18 protein-coding genes are annotated in these 17,381 nt (G+C 72.6%); 5 read left to right on the top strand and 13 right to left on the bottom strand.

The genetic code is table 11. The features are described 5' to 3' along the window. Nucleotides 1–105 precede the first annotated feature (105 nt). From JOD64_RS32415 to JOD64_RS32465, 11 genes are all read right to left on the bottom strand, one after another. Complete coding sequence (locus tag JOD64_RS32415; RefSeq protein WP_110566555.1) at nt 106–366, bottom strand: hypothetical protein; 261 nt, start codon at nt 364–366, stop codon at nt 106–108. Between the two features lie 105 nt (nt 367–471). Further along, nucleotides 472–1,551: an alpha-hydroxy acid oxidase gene (locus JOD64_RS32420; RefSeq protein ID WP_204945787.1), complete on the bottom strand. Its 1,080-nt coding sequence runs from the start codon at nt 1,549–1,551 to the stop codon at nt 472–474. A gap of 192 nt (nt 1,552–1,743) precedes the next feature. Next, nucleotides 1,744–2,067, bottom strand: a complete 324-nt coding sequence (locus JOD64_RS32425; RefSeq protein WP_204945788.1) for an antibiotic biosynthesis monooxygenase family protein — start codon at nt 2,065–2,067, stop codon at nt 1,744–1,746. Then, a complete protein-coding gene (locus JOD64_RS32430) occupies nt 2,064–3,341 on the bottom strand; it encodes a beta-ketoacyl synthase N-terminal-like domain-containing protein (RefSeq protein ID WP_204945789.1) in 1,278 nt (425 codons plus the stop codon). The genes JOD64_RS32425 and JOD64_RS32430 overlap by 4 nt, the downstream gene beginning before the upstream one ends. Further along, entirely contained in the window at nt 3,338–4,612 is a 1,275-nt protein-coding gene (locus JOD64_RS32435; protein WP_204945790.1) for a beta-ketoacyl-[acyl-carrier-protein] synthase family protein, read from the bottom strand. The genes JOD64_RS32430 and JOD64_RS32435 overlap by 4 nt, the downstream gene beginning before the upstream one ends. 55 nt (nt 4,613–4,667) lie before the next feature. After that, complete coding sequence (locus tag JOD64_RS32440; protein WP_204945791.1) at nt 4,668–5,072, bottom strand: cupin domain-containing protein; 405 nt, start codon at nt 5,070–5,072, stop codon at nt 4,668–4,670. Beyond that, nucleotides 5,065–5,820, bottom strand: a complete 756-nt coding sequence (locus JOD64_RS32445) for an SRPBCC family protein (RefSeq protein ID WP_204945792.1) — start codon at nt 5,818–5,820, stop codon at nt 5,065–5,067. Before JOD64_RS32445 ends, JOD64_RS32440 begins: the two co-directional genes overlap by 8 nt. Beyond that, nucleotides 5,817–7,247 (bottom strand): acetyl-CoA carboxylase biotin carboxylase subunit, encoded by a 1,431-nt coding sequence (locus tag JOD64_RS32450; protein WP_204945793.1) that lies wholly within the window; start codon nt 7,245–7,247, stop codon nt 5,817–5,819. The genes JOD64_RS32445 and JOD64_RS32450 overlap by 4 nt, the downstream gene beginning before the upstream one ends. A gap of 19 nt (nt 7,248–7,266) precedes the next feature. Then, nucleotides 7,267–7,794: an acetyl-CoA carboxylase biotin carboxyl carrier protein gene (gene accB / locus JOD64_RS32455; RefSeq protein WP_204945794.1), complete on the bottom strand. Its 528-nt coding sequence runs from the start codon at nt 7,792–7,794 to the stop codon at nt 7,267–7,269. Next, nucleotides 7,791–9,536, bottom strand: coding sequence for an acetyl-CoA carboxylase carboxyltransferase subunit alpha (locus JOD64_RS32460; RefSeq protein ID WP_204945795.1), 1,746 nt, complete (start codon nt 9,534–9,536; stop codon nt 7,791–7,793). The genes accB and JOD64_RS32460 overlap by 4 nt, the downstream gene beginning before the upstream one ends. Beyond that, on the bottom strand, nt 9,533–9,871 hold the full coding sequence (locus JOD64_RS32465; protein ID WP_204945796.1) for a TcmI family type II polyketide cyclase: 339 nt from the start codon (nt 9,869–9,871) through the stop codon (nt 9,533–9,535). Before JOD64_RS32465 ends, JOD64_RS32460 begins: the two co-directional genes overlap by 4 nt. Before the next feature lie 445 nt (nt 9,872–10,316). Here JOD64_RS32465 and JOD64_RS32470 point away from each other — a divergent pair, with 445 nt between their 5' ends. The 5 genes from JOD64_RS32470 to JOD64_RS32490 all read left to right on the top strand — a co-directional run bounded on the left by JOD64_RS32470 (nt 10,317) and on the right by JOD64_RS32490 (nt 15,695). Further along, complete coding sequence (locus JOD64_RS32470; protein WP_204945797.1) at nt 10,317–11,114, top strand: AfsR/SARP family transcriptional regulator; 798 nt, start codon at nt 10,317–10,319, stop codon at nt 11,112–11,114. A gap of 96 nt (nt 11,115–11,210) precedes the next feature. Continuing rightward, entirely contained in the window at nt 11,211–11,618 is a 408-nt protein-coding gene (locus tag JOD64_RS32475) for a TcmI family type II polyketide cyclase (protein WP_239559749.1), read from the top strand. Nucleotide 11,619: 1 nt separating this feature from the next. Continuing rightward, complete coding sequence (locus tag JOD64_RS32480; RefSeq protein ID WP_204945798.1) at nt 11,620–12,969, top strand: FAD-dependent oxidoreductase; 1,350 nt, start codon at nt 11,620–11,622, stop codon at nt 12,967–12,969. Nucleotides 12,970–13,236: 267 nt separating this feature from the next. Beyond that, nucleotides 13,237–14,271 (top strand): helix-hairpin-helix domain-containing protein, encoded by a 1,035-nt coding sequence (locus tag JOD64_RS32485; RefSeq protein ID WP_307813885.1) that lies wholly within the window; start codon nt 13,237–13,239, stop codon nt 14,269–14,271. A 215-nt stretch (nt 14,272–14,486) separates the two neighbouring features. Next, nucleotides 14,487–15,695, top strand: a complete 1,209-nt coding sequence (locus tag JOD64_RS32490) for a low temperature requirement protein A (protein WP_204945800.1) — start codon at nt 14,487–14,489, stop codon at nt 15,693–15,695. Nucleotides 15,696–15,714: 19 nt separating this feature from the next. On the opposite strand, the gene JOD64_RS32495 is transcribed toward JOD64_RS32490, so the two are convergent. Both JOD64_RS32495 and JOD64_RS32500 read right to left on the bottom strand, forming a co-directional pair. Further along, the gene (locus JOD64_RS32495; protein ID WP_204945801.1) at nt 15,715–16,473 is read right to left on the bottom strand and encodes a maleate cis-trans isomerase family protein; all 759 of its coding nucleotides are present in this window, start codon (nt 16,471–16,473) and stop codon (nt 15,715–15,717) included. Next, nucleotides 16,470–17,297, bottom strand: a complete 828-nt coding sequence (locus JOD64_RS32500; RefSeq protein WP_204945802.1) for a hypothetical protein — start codon at nt 17,295–17,297, stop codon at nt 16,470–16,472. The genes JOD64_RS32495 and JOD64_RS32500 overlap by 4 nt, the downstream gene beginning before the upstream one ends. Nucleotides 17,298–17,381 lie beyond the last annotated feature (84 nt).

Genomic DNA, 17,381 nt, shown 5'->3' on the forward strand with positions numbered 1-17,381 from the left:
GGCGCCGTCGGTTGCGCTCGCTTGAATGAGCGATATACCGCTGAATCATATCTATGACTCAGCGGTATATCGCTCTTCGAAGTAACTGCGAGGCCACGCCGAACCTCAGGCCAGGGGACGCTTGAGGTGGTAACGGTGGACTTCGGTGCTGCCCTGGACGTTGTTCACGTCTTCGGCGGCGGAGACCAGCTCCCACCCCTCCCGGCCGGCCCGGTTGAGGTGCGCGATGGCGGTGTCGCCGAAGGCGGTGATGTCCTTGCGCGACCCGTCCGGGGCGTACCAGACGAACGAGACATGGAAATTGCGGCCCTGTCCCTGATAGCGGCGGACGAGCAGGGCGTACTCCCAGGCAACCATGCGGCCCATTATGACCGTCCACCCAGGACGGCGGTGCGCGGGTCGTCGCGCTTTGCCATCCGGTGAACGCGGTGTGTCAATCCGCCGGTGGTACCGACCGGCGGCGGTCGCCGCTCAGCGCAACTCGACCGTGCGCAGGCCCGCAGCCGCCGCCGGGTCGGGACAACCGGCCAGGGTCAACGCGTCGGTCAGCTCCGCCGCGAGCAGGGCCAGCGCCTCCCGGGCGGCCGGCTGACCACCGGCGGCCAGCGCCCAGAGCAGCGGCCTGCCGACCAGGACTCCGGCTGCCCCCAGCGCGAGCGCCCGCAGCACGTCGGTGCCGCCGCGGATGCCGCTGTCCAGCAGCACCTGGCACCGGTCGCCGACCGCGTCGAGCACCTCCGGCAGCATGGTGATGCTGGCCGGCGCCCCGTCGAGCTGCCGGCCGCCGTGGTTGGAGACGACCACCGCGTCCGCCCCGACCCGCACCGCCTCGACCGCGTCACGGGGGTCCAGCACGCCCTTGACCACGAGCGGCAGGTCGACCTGCTCCCGGATCCAGGCAAGATCCGCCCAGCGCAGCGCCGGCGCGAACGACGCGGCGACCGCGGCCACCCCCGGTGCGCCGGTGTGCGCCAGGGCGCCGCGGCCGTCCGGCAGATTCGCGGCGACCACGTCGGCCGGCAGCCGGAACGCGTTGCGAAGGTCGCGGGGGTGCCGGCCGAGCACCGGGACGTCCACGGTGAGCATCAGTGCCCGGCAACCCGCCGCGACGACCCGGTCCAGCAGGTCACGGACCATGGCGCGTTCCCGCAGCCAGTAGAGCTGGAACCAGACCTCCGCGCCCGCACCGGTGATCTGCTCGATCGGTGTGCTGGCCAGAGTGCTGGCCACGTACGGCACCCCGGCCGCGCCGGCCGCCGCCGCCAGCGCCAGCTCCCCGTCCGGGTGCATCAGCCGCTGGTACGCCATGGGCGCCACCCCGACCGGCATCGCGTACGGGCGGCCGAGCAGCCGCGTGCGGAGGTCGACGGTGCCGATCCCGCGCAGCACGCGGGGCAGCACGGCGACCCGGTCCAGCCCGCGACGGTTGCCGGCCAGGGTCACCTCGGCCGCGCTGCCACCGGCGACGTAGTCCCACACGTCCGGCGGCAGCACCGCCCGGGCCCGCTCGGTGTAGTCGTCGAGCGACACCGCCGGTCGGTCGATCAGCATCGGCTCACCCACCTCGCATTCCCGGGCCCCACCTCGGGCCGTCTGCTGGCGGTTTCCACGCCGACGATGGTTTAGAAACCTAGCTGCGCCGACGATGAGCGTCAATCAAGGTGATCATGGGCGGGACGGGGGTCTGCCAGCCCAAGGCCGCGGCGCTGGCGTTCGAACCGGATCGGGCGCTGGTGAGCGCGATCAGCCCGCCGCGAAGGCCGGCGTCTGTGCGTGGATGTGGAAACGCAACGAACGGGCGTCGGTGAAGCACTCCCGCATCGGGCGCACCAGGTCCCGGTGCTCGGGGGTGCGTTCCCAGGCTTCGAAGTCGGCCAGGCTCGCCCACTCGCTGGTGATCAACCACTGCTCCGGGTCGGTCGACGAGCGGCACACCTGGTCGACCAGGTGCCCCGGCACCCCGTCGGCGACCAGGTGCCGCACCTCCTCGTACGCGGCGAGGAACTGTTCGGTGCGAGGCACCGGCACCCGTACCAGGAACACCACCCGGGCTCGCTGATCGCTCATGGCGTCTCTCCCCTCATCGGCACCGCCCCGCGCAGGACCAGCGCACTGTTGAACCCGTCGAAGCCCCGCGCGCAGACCAGCGCGAGCCGGTTTCGCGGCTGCCGGTGCTCGCGCAGGAAGTCCAGCTCGCACCCCTCGGCAACCTCGTCCGGTCCGGCGGACGCGGGCAGCGTGTCGTGCGCGAAGGCGAGCAGCGCGGTGGCCACGTCCAACGCCGACCCACCCTGGTACGCCCGCCCCGTCAGCGGCTTCTGCGTGGTCACCGGAGGTGGCCGGTCGGCGAAGACGGCGCGCAGCGCATCGGCCTCGCTGCGGTCGTAGCGGCGCACCCCGAGGGCATCGGGCAGCACCACGTCGATCCCGGCCGCCGCGACACCGGCCCGGTCCAGGGCCAGCCGCATCGCCCGCGCGTACTGGGCCGGGTCGCCGGCACTGTCCGCCGTGGTGTGCGCGGCGTCGTGGGTGGAGCCCCAACCGCTCACCTCACCGTAGACGCGGGCACCCCGGGCCAACGCGTGCCCCAACTCCTCCACCACGAACACCGCTCCCCCCTCGGCCGGCAGGTAGCCGCTGGCCGTGGCATCGAACGGCCGGTACGCCCGCTCCGGATCGGAGACGTCGCTGAGCAGCCCGGAGCGCAGCTGGCAGGCCAGCGCGTACGGGCTGAGCGGGCACTCGGTGGCCCCGGCGATCACCACCGGTGTGCCCCGGCGTACCGCGCGAGCGGCGTGGGCGAGGCTGTCCAGCCCGCCGGCCGCCTCCGCCACCAGCACCCCGCTCGGCCCCTTGAACTGATGGTGAATGGAGAGCTGCCCGACGCTGGCCGCGTAGAACCAGGCGATCGACTGGTACGCCCCGACCGTCCGCGACGACCCACCCCAGAGCCGTTGCAGCTCCCGCTGGCCGAACAGGTTGCCCCCGGACGAGCTGGCCAGGGTCACCGCGTAGCCGTACGGGTCGGGGGCCCGTTCGGGCAGGCCGGCGTCGGCCAACGCCAGCCGGGTGGCGGCGAACCCGAGGTGCGTCCACCTGTCGGTCTGCACCAACTGCCGACTGTCGGCGTAGGAGTCGGCGGTGAAGCCGGGCACCTCCCCGCCGTACCGGGTCGGGTAGCCGGACGGGTCGAACAACGTGATCGGCCCGGTCCGGCGGGTTCCGGCCAGCACCGTACGCCAGTGCGCGTCCGCGCCGATACCGCTCGGTGCCACCACCCCGATGCCGGTCACCACCGCCCGGGCGGTGGTGCCGCCGCCACCGCCCCGGGCGGCGCTCACGCCGCCACCGCCCCGGGCAGCCGGCGGAGCACCATCGCCGACTGGAAGCCGCCGAACCCACTGCCCACCGAGAGCGCAACGTCGACCGGGACCTCCCGTGCCTCGTTCGGTACGTAGTCCAGGTCGCACTCCGGGTCCCGGGTGCTCCAGTTCGCCGTCGGTGGCACCACACCGAACTCGATGGCCAGCGCGCAGGCGGCCATCTCGATCGACCCGATCGCGCCCAGCGAGTGCCCGACCATTGACTTGATCGAGCTGATCGGCACCCGGTAGGCGGCCTGGCCCAGCGCCCGTTTGAACGCGGCAGTCTCGTGCCGGTCGTTCTGCCGGGTGCCCGAGCCGTGCGCGCTGATGTAGGAGACCTGCTCGGGAAGGATCCGCCCCTGCTTGAGCGCGTCGGTGACGGCGAGACTCATCTCCAGGCCGTCCGGGCGCAACCCGGTCATGTGGTAACCGTTGCTGCGGCTGGCGTAACCGGCCACCTCGCAGTAGATGTGCGCGCCCCGCCGGCGGGCATGCCCGGCCTCCTCCAACACCAGCACCGCCCCGCCCTCGGCCAGCACGAACCCGTGCCGGTCGGCGTCGAACGGGCGGGAGGCGTGCGCCGGGTCGTCGTTGTCCGGGCTGGTCGCCTTGATCGCGTCGAACGAGGCGACAGTGACCGGCGAGATCGGTGAGTCGGCCGCGCCGGCCAGCATCACGTCCGCCTCACCGTCCACGATCATCTGATGGGCGTAGCCGATGGCGTCGATGCCGGAGGTGCAGCCGGTGGACACCACCTGCGCCGGGCCGTGCAACCCGTGCCGGCACGCCACGTCGGCGGCGAGGCTGCTGGGCACCAGCGCCTGATAGAGGTACGGCCCACCGCGCGCACTGTCGACCAGCCAACGCCGGCCGTGCTCGCTGACGGTGACGTACTCCTGCTCCAGCGCCATCGTGCCGCCCACGGCGGTGCCGAGCACCACCCCGGCCCGGTCCCGCTCGGCGTCGGTCAGCACCAACCCCGCGTCGGCAACGGCCTCGGCGGAACAGGCCAGCGCGAACTGCACGTACCGGTCGGCCCGGCGTCGTTCGGCCTCGGTGAGCCCCGCGGCGATCGGGTCGAAGTCGCACTCCGCGGCGATCTGCGAACGGAACGCCGACGGGTCGAAGAAGCTGATCCGCCGCGTGGCGGTTCGCCCCTCGGTGATGGTCTTCCAGAACCGGTCCCGGCTGGCGCCGCCGGGGGCGACCACCCCGACCCCGGTCACGACCGTGCGGCGCCCAGTCATGACGCCACCTCTGTTCGCGACTGCGGGGCTCGCAAACCCGGCTCACTCCTCGCGCTCACGATCCGCCCCGCTGCTCGACGAGTTCCGTGTCGACGTGCCCCAACTCGGGGCGGGGGGCGAGCGGGCCGAGGTGGAAGACCACCTCGGCCGGTTCGACGCCGGTGTTGCGCAGGCGGTGCCGCACGTTCACCGGCACGAACAGCGCCTCACCGGCGGCCAGGAGCGTCGGCTGGTCGTCCAGGTCGACGGTGATGGCCCCGCGCACCACGTACAGGAACTCCTCGCTGTAGGGGTGGTAGTGCTCGGCGATCCGCTCCCCCGGCGCGAGGGCGGCCACCCCGAGGAAGCCCGAGGTGCTGCCGACGGTGCGGGGGCCGAGCAGCACCCGCAGCTCACCGCCGCGTCGCCGGTCGGCGGGTACGTCTGCGGCGGCGATCGGCCGGATGCCCAGGTCACTCATCGCCGGCCTCCGTCGCCTCGTCGCTGCCCGCCGGAGCGTCCCCGTTGGCGCGCTGCCGGGCGATCCGCTCCACCCGGTCCTTGATCACCGCGAGTTGGATGGCGCTGTTGGTGTTGATCCGCTCGGTCATCGCGGCGTTGTCGACCGGCGCGGTCGGCTTCATCGCGAAGTCCTGCGTCCAGGTCATCCGGGTGCCGCCGGCCTCCTCGGCGTAACGCCAGTGGATTCGCATGTACTCGAACGGACCGGTCTCCACCCGGTGCGCCCGGACCTGCCTGCTCACCGGGTCGGCGGTGCGCTCGCTGACCCAGCTCCAGACCGTCCCGTTCTCGTCCGGGTGCATGGTGAGCCGGAACCGTACGGTGTGCCCCTCGCGGTGCAGGATGTCCACCACGGCGTACTCGGTGAACAGCTCGGTCCAGTTCGCCACGTCGTTGGTGACATCCCAGACCAGCGCCAGCGGCGCGTCGATGACCACGTCGTTCTCGGTGTGTCCGGGCGGGTCGACGCGGCGGGTGACCAGGTCGGCCACCGCCGGAATGCTCAGCTGTCCGGCCTGCTCGGGGATGCTCACCTGCCACCGGTCGGCGACGACCGCGGAGAGTTCCAGCAGGGCGAGTGAGTCCATGCCCAACTCTTCCAGCGACGCGGCGGGCGCCTGGGCCGCCGCGTCGGCGTCCAGCCCGCAGTGCGCCACCAGGATGTCGGTGATCTCGGCGGTCATCGGGCGACCATGGGTGACGGTCATCGGGTCCTCCTGTGGGTTACGTCGGGCTCCGCGGCGGGCGCGGGGCGCGGTGCGGGGGCGGCCGTCGGCTGCTGCGCGGGTGCGGCGAGCAGACGGTCGACCAGGCCGGTGGTGTAGCGGCCCTTGCGGAATGCGGCGTCGTCGAGCACCCGCCGGACGAACGGGATGGTGGTGTGCACGCCCGGCCCGGCGATGTCGAACTCGTCCAGGGCACGCTCGAGGCGGTTGAGGGCCAACTCCCGGTCCGGCGCCCAGACGATCACCTTGGCCAGTAACGAGTCGTACCAGGGGCCGATCAGGTAGCCGGTGCTGGCATGGGTGTCCACCCTGGTGAACGGGCCACCGGGTGGGGTGAAACGCTCCAGCCGGCCGGGGGCCGGGGCGAAGCCGCGCTCCGGATCCTCGGTGTTGACCCGGCACTCCACCGCGACGCCGTGCAGGTGGATCTCCTCCTGCCGCCAGCGCAGTGGTACTCCTGCGGCGATGTGCAGTTGCTCGTGCACCAGGTCGATCCCGGTGACCATCTCGGTGACCGGATGCTCCACCTGGATCCGGCAGTTGATCTCCAGGAAGTGGAACTGTTCCTCGGCGTCGACCAGGAACTCCAGCGTGCCGGCACCGACGAAGCCGACCTGGAGCGCACCCCGCAGCGCGGTCTCGGCGATGGTGTCGAGGACGGCCGCGGGCAGCGCCGGGGCGGGCGCCTCCTCGACCAGCTTCTGGTGTCGGCGTTGCACCGAGCAGTCCCGGGTGCCCAGGTGGACCCCGTTTCCGTGGGAGTCGCAGAGCACCTGCACCTCGACGTGCCGCGCCTCGGTGAGGTAGCGCTCGACGTACACCCGGTCGTCGCCGAAGGCCGCCTGGGCGGCGGCCCGGGTGCGGTCGTACGCCCGGCGCAGCTCGCCCGGGGTGTGCACCACGGTCATCCCCCGGCCGCCGCCCCCGGCGGTGGCCTTCACGATCACCGGGTAGCCGACGGCCTCGGCCACCTCCGCCGCCGCGGCGGCGTTCGGCACCGGCGCGATGCTGCCCGGCGACACTGGTAGGCCGGCACGGCTCATCAGTGCGCGTGCCGAGGACTTGTCGGCCAGCGCGGCCATCACCGCTGGCGGCGGGCCGATGAAGGTCAGCCCGTTGTCCGCACAGATCTCAGCGAAGTCGGCGTCCTCGGAGAGGAAGCCGTAGCCGGGGTGCACGGCCTGCGCGCCCACCTGCCGGGCCGCCTCGATGATCGCCGCGGCATTGAGGTAGCTGCGCCGACTCGACGCGGGCCCGATCCGGACGGCCTGGTCGGCGAGGCGGACCACCGGCGAGTCGACGTCCGCGGCGGAGTAGACCACCGCCGTTCGCACGCCGAGCTCCTTACAAGCGCGCAGCACCCGCAGCGCGATCTCGCCCCGATTGGCGATCAGCACGGTCTCGAACATGGTCAACCACCCTGCGCGGTCATGCCGGGTCCAGCTCGACCAGCGGCTGGTCGTACTCGACCGGTTGGCCGTCCTCGACGAGGATCGCGACCACCCGGCCGGCGCGATCGGCGGTCACTTCGTTCATCAGCTTCATCGCCTCGACGATGGCGACCGGCTGGCCCGGGCGGACCAGGTCACCCACCGCGACGAAGGGCTTCACGCCGGGCTCCGCCGCCCGGTAGAAGGTGCCGACGATGGGTGCCCGCACCGCGGCACGCCCCGGCGGCCGTTCCAGCGCGGCTGGTGGGCCGGCTGCCGACGCGCCCGGCGGTGCCGCCGCCTCGGCAGGCGCGGGAGGTACGTCCACTCGGGCCGAGTCTTCGGGATGCCACTCGACCTCGAGCACCGCCGGCCCGCTACGCAGCCGGATCCGACGCACCGGTCCGGCCAGCTCGGCGATCAGGTGCTGCGCCTGCCGACGCAACCCGGCCAGCGCCTCCTCGCCGCTCACCCCGACGTCGTGGTTCGCCTCGACGGTCGTCGTCGCCCCGTCGCCGGTGGTCACCGGGCACCTGCCCGGACACCGACGCGGGCCGAGCCGAACCGCCGGAAGCGTTGCCGGCGCAGGCGGACCAGCATGGCGGGCGGCACGTCCAGCAGCGGCAGCAGATTGGTCAGCAGGGCGGCGCGCAACCGGTGGGCGGTCTCTGCCGGGTCGTCGTGCGCGGCGGTCGGCGGCTCCGGCACGATCTCGTCGACCACACCGAGCCGGCACAGGTCGGGTGCGGTCAGTCGCAGCGCCCGGGCGGCCTGTGGGGCCGCGGACCGGTCCGGCCAGAGGATGGCCGCACAGCCCTCGGGGCTGATCACCGAGTAGACGGCGTTCTCCAGCATCAGCACCCGGTCGGCGACCGCCAACGCCAGTGCGCCGCCGCTGCCGCCCTCTCCGGTGATCACCGCGAGCACGGGGGTCGGCAACACGGTGAGGGTGAGGATGTTCTCCGCGATGGCCGCCGCCTGACCCTGCTCCTCGGCGCTCACCCCGGGGTCGGCGCCGGGGGTGTCCACGAGGGTGACCACGGGCAGGCCGAGGCGGGCGGCGAGGCGCATCAGTCGCAGCGCCTTACGATGTCCGGCCGGGCTGGCCATACCGAAGTTGCGGGCCACCAGCTCGGCGGTGGTGTGCCCCTTCTGATGGCCGATGACCATCACGTGCCGGTCCGCCAGCCGCGCCACACCACCCACGATGGCCGGGCAGTCCCCGCCGAGCCGATCGCCGTGCAGCTCCACGAACCCGTCGAAGACCGAGTCGAGGTAGTCCAGTGTGGTGGGTCGACCGGGGTGGCGAGCCATCCGGACGGTGTCCCACGCGTCGCGTACCGCCGGCGCTCCTGGGCCGGTCGGCGGCGTCACGCCGGCCGCCGGCGCCGCGTCGGCGAGGCGTTCGCGAAGCGGTGCCGGCTCCTGCCGGGGTACGGGCGGGCGGGCCGGACGGCCGGCGCGGGCCGGGCCGGTGGCAGCGAGCAGCGCTCCCAGCCGTCCGCGCAGCGACCGGCGCTGCACCACCATGTCGACCTGCCCGTGCCGGAGCAAAACGTCGGCGCTCTGGAAGCCCTCCGGCAGTGCCCGGCCGGTGACCTGGCGGATCACCCGGGGGCCGGCGAAGCCCATTCGCGCGCCGCTTTCGGCGAGCACCAGATCGGTGTTGGTGGCGAACGACGCGGCCACCCCGCCGTAGGTCGGGTCGGTGAGGACGCTCACGGTCAGCAGACCCGCCTCGCGCAGCGCGGCGATGGCCTGGCTGATGGTGGCCATCTGCATCAACGACAACGCGCCCTCCTGCATCCGCGCCCCGCCGGAGGCGGTGATCAGAATGAGCGGGATACGGTCGTCCAGCGCCCGCTCGGCGGCGCGGGTGATCAGCTCACCCACCGCGCAGCCGAGGCTGCCGCCGAGGAAGCGGAAGTCCATCACCGCCAACACGGCCGGGTGCCCACCGATGGTGGCCGTGGCGCAGACGACCGCCTCGGCCAGGCCGGTGCTGGCCCGCGCGGCGCTGAGCCGGTGCGGGTACGGCAGCACGTCGACGAAGTCGATCGGGTCCGCCTCGGGCAGTTGGGCGGGCAGTGGGCGCAGCGATCCCGGGTCGACGAGTTGGCGCAGGCGTTCCGGGGCGGCGAGTCGGGCATGTTCCCCACACTCCGGGCAGACGTCCAGATTGCGGCGTAACCGTTTGCGGTAGAGCAGGCTCGCGCAGCCGGCGCAGCGGGACCAGAGCCGCTCCTCGCGTGGCGCGGTGGCCGTCACGGCCGCCGCCGGGTGTCCGGGGCGTCGAACCGGTAGAAGCACTGCGCCATCGCGTCGCGCGGTGAGCGCCACGTCGACAGGTACGGCGACACGTACGGGCGCAGGCGGTCGCTGACCCGGATGAACTCGGGATGGCCGCGGGCGCCCTCCACGGCGCTCTGCGCCGACTGCTCGGTTTCGAGCAGATGCACATACAGGTCATGCAGCCGGTACAGCGAGCGGTGCCGGACGCCGACCAGGCGTGGCAGCTCCGTCGCGTCCGACTCGGCGAAGATCTCGGCGACCCGCTCCTCGGCGTTCGGATCCACCTTCGCGACGATCAGCGATCGGTCCATACTGGGCCTCCCCCCACGGCGTCCGGCCGGCGACCGGTGGTCCCCGGACGCGCTGGACGACTGCCGACACGATGCGGCAATCCTCGTCACGGCGGCGTCACCGTCGAGGCCCGACCGGCGATGTTCGGCGGTGACGCTGCGTTGACGCAACCTGTGTATCAGCTATGCGTTCACGCGCCGTGACGCGGCAGGCCAGTCGGACGTTTCAGCAGTTCAGAACGGATCTCAGGTTGACTGTCGCCAATAGAAGGTGCACGCCGACGTTGACTCACTGTGACCGCTATTGATAATCTTCACCGTGGTCAGCCCGGCCGCCTCGACGGGGCGGGACCGCGCCCGGCAGCCGTGGGCCGCGCTCCACCGGTGGGGCCGACAGTGGCGTCACGGGCGACCTATCCGGGACACAGCAGACAGTCGGGACGAGCGTTCCGCAGGGGGTGCCGCCGTGACCGCTGATCCGTCCGTGCCGACCGCCGGCGACGCGCCTGAGGAAGGCGTCTCGTTGCACCTGCTCGGCGGCTTCCGCCTCCTACGCGAGGCGGTGCCGGTCGTGGTGCCGCGCGGGCTGCAACGGGTGATCGCGCTGATCGGGCTGCGCCCCGGCGCCACCCGCAGCCAACTCGCGGGGCTGCTCTGGCCCGACGCCTCGGAGGAACGGGCGCTGTCCTCACTGCGCACCGCACTGTGGCGACTTCGGCAGGACCCGTGCTGCCCGATGACCATCGCCAGCGACACCGTACGGCTCGGCCCGGCGGTCCGGCTCGACGTGGACGACCTGGTCGGCACCGCGGCCCGGGTCCGCGACGGCGACGACCCACGCATCGCGGCCGGAGCGCTCGCCGCCGGCCGGCACGACCTCCTGCCCGGCTGGTACGACGACTGGGTGTTGCTGGACCGGGAGAGACTGCGCCAACTACGCCTGCACATGCTGGAACAGGTGGCCGGGCAACACCTGACCGCGGGGCGGCACGGCGAGGCACTCGAAGCCGCGCTGGAGGCGATGGCCGCCGAGCCGCTACGGGAGACGCCCCACCGGCTGGTGGTCCGCATCCACCTGGCCGAGGGCAACGCCTTCGAAGCCGTGCACGCCTTCTACGTCTACCGGGACCTGCTGCGCAGGGAGTTACGCCTGGAGCCGAGCCCCGCGATGAGCGCCCTGCTCGACGACACGCTAGCCCCGATCCGCCAGGCCACCCGGGAGTCCGTCACCGATCGCCCGTCACCAGCCGGTCGGCGCACGTGACGGTGATGTGACAGGCGCTGCGGCACGGTGGGCACCCAGGAGCAAGCACGTGGCCACCGGCGAAGGGTCGGGGACGCGACCGGCGAAAGGGTTCCCATGAGTCGTCTACTGATCGTCAGCCGGATCATCCCGGGCGCGGAGGGGCGGGTCGCGCAGATCTTCGCCGAATCCGACGCCACCGAACTGCCTGGTCTGACCGGCGTCACGCACCGGTCCCTGTACTGCCTGCACGACCTGTACATACACGTGCTGGAGAGCTCGGACGTCGACCCGGACGCGCTCGCGGCCGCCCGCAACCACCCGCTCTTCCAGCAGGTCAACGAGCGGCTCTCCGCGCACACGTCGCCGTACCTGCCGACCTGGCGCTCCCCCCGCGACGCGATCGCCGGCTGCTTCTACCGGTGGGACGCCACCCCCGCGCCCGCGGCGCGCCCGGCCAGCACCTCCGCGCCGGCAGCGCGCCCAGTAAGCACCGACGCGGCCGCAGCGCGCCCGGCCGGCTGACATGTCCGCCGCGCCGCCGCACGTCCTCATCATCGGCGCCGGCACGGGCGGACTGTGCCTGGCGCACGGCCTGCGCCGCGCCGGGATCAGCGTCGCCGTCTACGAACGGCACCGCAACCGCGCGGAGGGGCTGCTCGGCTACCGGGTGGGCATCGGCCCGACCGGCAGCCGGGCACTGCGGGAGTGCCTCCCCCCGGAACTGTTCGCGACCTTCCTGGCCACCTGCGCCCGGCCGCCGCACTACTTCAACGTGGTCACCCAGGGGCTACGCCAGACCGCATCGTTCGCCCTGCGGCCGACCGCCGACCCGGTGCACACCGAACATTCGGTGGCCCGAATGGTGCTGCGCCAGGTGCTGCTGACCGGCCTGGACGACGTGGTGCACTTCGACAAGACCTTCACCCGCTACGAGCAGCGCGACGACGGCACGGTCACCGCGTACTTCGCCGACGGCACCAGCACCACCGGGGATCTGCTGGTGGCGGCGGATGGCACCCACTCGGCGGTGCGCCGCCAGTACCTGCCGCACGCCGTCACCCGCGACGCCGGCACCATCAACATCGCCACCCGGATCCCACTGACCGCGCACACCCGCGGCCTCGTCCCGGAGCGGGTCCGTCAGGGCATCTCGCTGATCTTCGGCGTCGGCGGGGTGATGGGCGTGCTGCACGTCATGGAGTTCAAGTGGGACGCCCAGCGGGCGATCAAGCGCGGCGTCGCCGACGCCGACGCCGCGCTGCTGCGGGAATGGCCCGGCCTGTCCCACGACACCACCACCGACAACATCAACCTGATCGTCTGGAGTACGGCCCGCCGCTTCCCGGCCGACGTGATGGAGCGCCGCGGTGCGGACGTGCTGCAGGTCGCCCTGGACCTCACCCCGAACTGGCACCCGAACCTGCGGGAGCTGCTGACCCGCGCGGAGCCCTCCAGTGCCCTACCGATCAAGGTGTCCACGTCCGAGCCGGTGCCGCCCTGGAAGAGCAGCACCGTCACCATGCTCGGCGACGCCATCCACACCATGACCCCTGGTCGCGGGGTCGGCGCGAACACCGCGCTGCGCGACGCCCGTCTGCTCTGCGAGCAACTCAGCCGCGCCGTCGCGGGCGACAAGACGCTGCTGCAGGCGGTGGCGGACTACGAGGCCGCGATGGTGCCGTACGGCTTCGCGCGGGTCGCCGAATCGCTCAACCGCAGCGGCACCAACGGTGACGACCGGATGTACCGGCCGGTGGTGGGTCGCCTCGCGCTGGCCGGCGCCCGTGGCTACTTCGGAGTGACCAGCCGGGTGCCACGACTGCGCCGCCGGTTCGTCGACGACTTCCACACCTACGAGGGCGACCAGGACTAAAATCCGTTCGCGTCGGCCAGACGGTGCTGCGGCCGTCGACCCCGGCTCCGAAACGGCGCGATCGGATGCACGCTCATCGTTCGGGCAACGCTGCGTTACTCGAACGACACCCCCTGACGTGGGTGTCCCATCCGAAACGTCATCGACCGATCCTCTCTGTCATCGGAATTGCGCGTGTGCAAAGCTGCGGCGAGTTTTTCTCGCGACTTATCCGACGACATGAGAGGGAGGTTCGCCGTGGCGTGGTCTATCGGACACTCGCTGATAGTGGTACTGGCACTGGTGCTGGGCCTGGCCGCCGGGTGGCTGCTGCGCGGCCGGCGGGGCGTACCGGGCAGTGGGCAAGGTCGGTCGATCGTCGACGGTGATCCGGTCGCCAGCCTGGCCGTGATCTCCACGCCGACGCCTGCGGCCACCACCGACGAGGCCCGGCCCGTAGCCGCCGTCGACCCGGCCCCGGCCGCGGTCGCCGACGAGCCGGTGCCGGTGGACACGGTCAGCGCGCCAGCCGCGCTGACCGGGCAGGGCGATCCCACCCTGGCGGATGCCCCGGCCGACGGTCCGAGCACTGTCGACCCGGCCGAGATGGCGCTGACCGAGGCCCCGCCGCCGGCCCCCGCCGCCGAGCCGGTTGGCCCAGCTGAACTGCATGAACCCGCCGTGGAACCGACCCCCGAGCCGGTCGCGGTCGAGGAGCAGCCCGCCCCGGCGACCGTGGTCTCCCCCCGCCTGCCCGCGGACGACCTCCCGCAGGCCGACACCACCGCGGCCGACGACGTGAAGCTCGACAGCACCCCGGCCGACGTCGCGCCGCTCGACACCACCCCGGCCGATGCCACGCCGCTCGACACTACCCCGGCCGAGGACGCGCCGGCCGAGGTCACGGCCGTTGACCCGCTGCCGACGGAGACGCCGGTGAGCGCCGAGTCGGCGGACGCCGACGCGGAGCCGACGCGGACGGCGGTGGCCACGCCTCCGGTCCGGCCGACCGCCAGCGCCACCCCGCCGGTGCGTACGCCAGCCGACACCACCGGCGGCGTGGACGCCGACCCGACGGGCCCGGCCGACGACTTCCGCCGGATCCAGGGAATCGGGCCGAAGATGGCGGCCGCGTTGCAGGACGCCGGTGTGCGCACGTACGGCCAGCTCGGTGAGCTGGACGAGCCGGCGCTGCGCGACCTGATCCGGGCCGCCGGCCTGCGCGCCGCACCCGGGCTGGCCAGCTGGCCGCAGCAGGCTCGCGTGCTCGCCGGTGCCGGCGACGAGTTGGCCGCGGTGCTGCCGGGCGGCAACCAGGCCTGACGCCTGACATCGGGCCCCCGGCGGCCGTCCAACCGGACGGTCGGCCGGGGGCTCGGCCGTTGGGGCGAAAGATCCTCCGGCGCTGAGGCAAGGGTGATCGACTCGGCCGGGGGAAGACGCGACGAATCCTCCGCCCCGCAATCGGTCGATCGTTACCGTCGGTTGAGGTGGGCCGGTCGGGTTCGCCGTGTCGATGCATACCGCAGGAGTAGCCCGTGCACCTCGCCGCGCCGGGGCCCGGGTCCCCGCGGGCCCGCCGCCCTCCGGTGCGTGACCCGGAGGCCCCGCGCAGGGTGACCCTCCTCGAACTCTTCTTCGACCTGGTGTACGTGGTCGCCCTGGCGCTCATCTCGCGGGGAATGGTGGACCAGCTCGACTGGCACCGGGCCGCGCAGGCACTGATCCTGCTGGCGGCCGTCTGGTGGACGTGGGTGATCACCACCCTGGTCACCGACCTGTACGACCCGGAACGAACCGAGATCAAGCTGCTGATCAGCGCCGTGATGTTCGGCGCGCTGCTGATGGCCACGGCGATCCCGGCGGCGTTCGGCGACCGCGGGATCATCTTCGCCGCCACCTACGTGGCGATCCATCTCGGGCGTGGGCTGTTCCTGATGCCAGCCGTCCGCCGAGAACCGCAGACCCAGCGCCGCGCGGCACGCATCTTCCTCTGGTTCGCCGTGTCGGCGATCCCGTGGATCATCGGCGCGTTCGTCAGCGACGACGCCCGCCTGGTGTGCTGGGCCATCGCGCTCGCCATCGACTACATCGGTTTCCGGCTCGCGTACCCGGTGCCCGGGCTCGGTGTGGTGCCCGAACAGCAGCGCAACGTCACGGCGGAGCACCTCTCCGAGCGCTACCAGCAGTTCTTCATCATCGCTCTCGGCGACGCCATCCTGACCATCGGCAGCATGTTCAGCATGGCGCACAGCGAGTTGGAGAATCTCGCCGTGTTCGCGGTGGCATTCCTGACCACCCTGCTGCTCTGGCGGATCTACGTGCACAAGTCCGGCCAGTTGTTGCCGCTGGCCATCAAGGTGTCGGGGTCGCCGAACAAGTTCCTGTTCACCGCGCCGTACACCCACCTGCTGATGGTCGCCGGGGTGGTGACCACGGCCTCCGGGTTCGACCTCGTGCTGCACGAACCGACCGGACGGACGCCGCCGGCCTGGGCGGCGGTGATCCTCGGCGGCCCGGCACTCTTCCTGGCCGGTCGGGCCTCCTTCGAGTACGAGGTGTTCAGCCGGGTGTCGCCGTCGCGCCCCGGCGGTGTGCTGGCGCTGCTGACCATCGCGCCGGCCGTGCTGTTCCTGCCGCCGGTGTTCGCCTCCCTCGGCGCACTCCTGGTGCTGGCCGGTGTGGCCTACGCGGACTTCCGGCGCAGCTACGGCAAGCCACCGGAGGCCCCGGCCCCACCGCACTGAACAGGTGGCGCCGGCCGGCTCAGCGAGGCGCCGACCCGGCCAGCAGCCGGCCGGCGTCCGGAACGTACGGCTCGACGCCCAGATTGGTGAGTAGTTGGTGCACGGTGGCGGTGGCCGCGGTGAGCACCGGACGGCCGAGCCGGGCCTCCACCTGCGGCACCGCCGCCAACGACGGCAGTTGCACGCAGGCGGAGAGGACCACCGCGTCCACGTCGGTCACGTCCAGCCGATCGGCCAACTCCACGAGGCGGGACGTGGGGATGCGCCCGACCGCCACGTTGTCCGGCTCGCTCAGGCTCACCGCCTCGGTCACCTGCACAGCGTGCGCGGCGAGGTAGGCGGCGACGGTCGCGGTCAACGGCGGCAGGTACGGCGCGATCAGCGCCACCCGGCGGGCACCCAACGCACGCAGCCCAGCGACCAACGCGCCCGCACTGGTCACCACCGGCATGTCGTGCCCGGCACGAACGGCCGCACGGCCCAACCGCCGCTCGGCCCGTTCGTGCGCGCCAGCGCCCTCGCACATCACCGCCACCAGGCAGGCGTACGCGAGCACGTCGCAGCGGGCGTCGGCCAACTCGGCGGCACAGCGCACAGCCGAGCGGTTCATGCGGGCCAACTCGTCGGGGGTCACCTGACGCAGTCGTACCCGGCTGGCGTGCGTGGTGAAGCGAACCGTCGGGTCGACGGTCTCGCGTCGGCGCAGCATCGCCGGGATCTCCGTCTCCATGGTGGTGTTCGAACTGGGCACCACCAGACCGATGCGGTGGCTGCTCACACCAGCGCCCCGGCGTACCCCCGGACCTGCAACCGCTGCCCGGCGGTTGCGCCGAGGCGCACCTGCAGGCCGAGCGGCGCGGCGGCACGGCGTACGTCGTCCAGGTGCAGTGACCCGTGCCGGTCCACACTGAGCACCGGCGGCTCCTCGAGCTCACCCTCCGGTGCGTGGAACGAGAGCAGGGTGACCGAGGTGGTGAGGTAGCCCGGGTATGCGGCGCGGGCCGCCGCCTCGTCCCGGTGGGCGAGCACCACCAGGTCGTCGACGTGGGCGAAGTCGGCGGCGAGGGCTCCGACCTTCCAGTGCGCCGGTTCCTCGGCGGCGCCGGTCTGATGCCGGGACCGGTTCGCCGAGGTGATGTAGAGGTGGTCCGACCCGGTCTCGGCGAGTGCCCGCTCGAAGAAGGCGTTGGACGGGCAGGTCAGGCCGGGCGCGATCACCTGGGTGGTCCGCACCCCTCGGTCGACCTGGGTGAGGTGCTCGGGCAACCGCTCCGCCGCCGGCCCGCGGAAACCGAACGGCCCGGCCCCGTAGAGGGCGTCCATCAGCGCCCGCACCCGGCCCACCGGCAACCGTGGCGAGATCCGCGTCCAGTCGAACATCCCCGGGATCCGGCCGATCACGGTGGTGATGCTGCCGACCTGATGGACCGGGCGACCCTTGGCCAGGTTGACCTGCCGGACGGTGTCCGCGTCGGGACGCGTGACGATGACGTAGAAGTTGGCGAACGCCGCCGCGACGACCGCGCCGCCGGCCAACGCGCGGGCGGCGACCGCGACGTCCTCGGGGCGGTCGATGTACAGGGGCGGTGTCGGGGCGTCCATGGGTCCTCCTCGGCGGGCCGTGAGGCAGTTCTACGTCCGACGGCCCGTACGACGGCGGGGTCGGTCGTCGATCCGATAGCAGCC

The organism is Micromonospora luteifusca, assembly GCF_016907275.1.
Classification (GTDB): Bacteria; Actinomycetota; Actinomycetes; order Mycobacteriales; family Micromonosporaceae; genus Micromonospora; species Micromonospora luteifusca.

What these genes read in the sequence shown, in the direction of transcription:
- JOD64_RS32415 (WP_110566555.1), bottom strand. Translation starts at nt 366, where the DNA reads ATGGGCCGCATGGTTGCCTGGGAGTACGCCCTGCTCGTCCGCCGCTAT.
- JOD64_RS32420 (WP_204945787.1), bottom strand. Translation starts at nt 1,551, where the DNA reads ATGCTGATCGACCGACCGGCGGTGTCGCTCGACGACTACACCGAGCGG.
- JOD64_RS32425 (WP_204945788.1), bottom strand. Translation starts at nt 2,067, where the DNA reads ATGAGCGATCAGCGAGCCCGGGTGGTGTTCCTGGTACGGGTGCCGGTG.
- JOD64_RS32435 (WP_204945790.1), bottom strand. Translation starts at nt 4,612, where the DNA reads ATGACTGGGCGCCGCACGGTCGTGACCGGGGTCGGGGTGGTCGCCCCC.
- JOD64_RS32440 (WP_204945791.1), bottom strand. Translation starts at nt 5,072, where the DNA reads ATGAGTGACCTGGGCATCCGGCCGATCGCCGCCGCAGACGTACCCGCC.
- JOD64_RS32445 (WP_204945792.1), bottom strand. Translation starts at nt 5,820, where the DNA reads ATGACCGTCACCCATGGTCGCCCGATGACCGCCGAGATCACCGACATC.
- JOD64_RS32450 (WP_204945793.1), bottom strand. Translation starts at nt 7,247, where the DNA reads ATGTTCGAGACCGTGCTGATCGCCAATCGGGGCGAGATCGCGCTGCGG.
- JOD64_RS32465 (WP_204945796.1), bottom strand. Translation starts at nt 9,871, where the DNA reads ATGGACCGATCGCTGATCGTCGCGAAGGTGGATCCGAACGCCGAGGAG.
- JOD64_RS32475 (WP_239559749.1), top strand. Translation starts at nt 11,211, where the DNA reads ATGAGTCGTCTACTGATCGTCAGCCGGATCATCCCGGGCGCGGAGGGG.
- JOD64_RS32480 (WP_204945798.1), top strand. Translation starts at nt 11,620, where the DNA reads ATGTCCGCCGCGCCGCCGCACGTCCTCATCATCGGCGCCGGCACGGGC.
- JOD64_RS32500 (WP_204945802.1), bottom strand. Translation starts at nt 17,297, where the DNA reads ATGGACGCCCCGACACCGCCCCTGTACATCGACCGCCCCGAGGACGTC.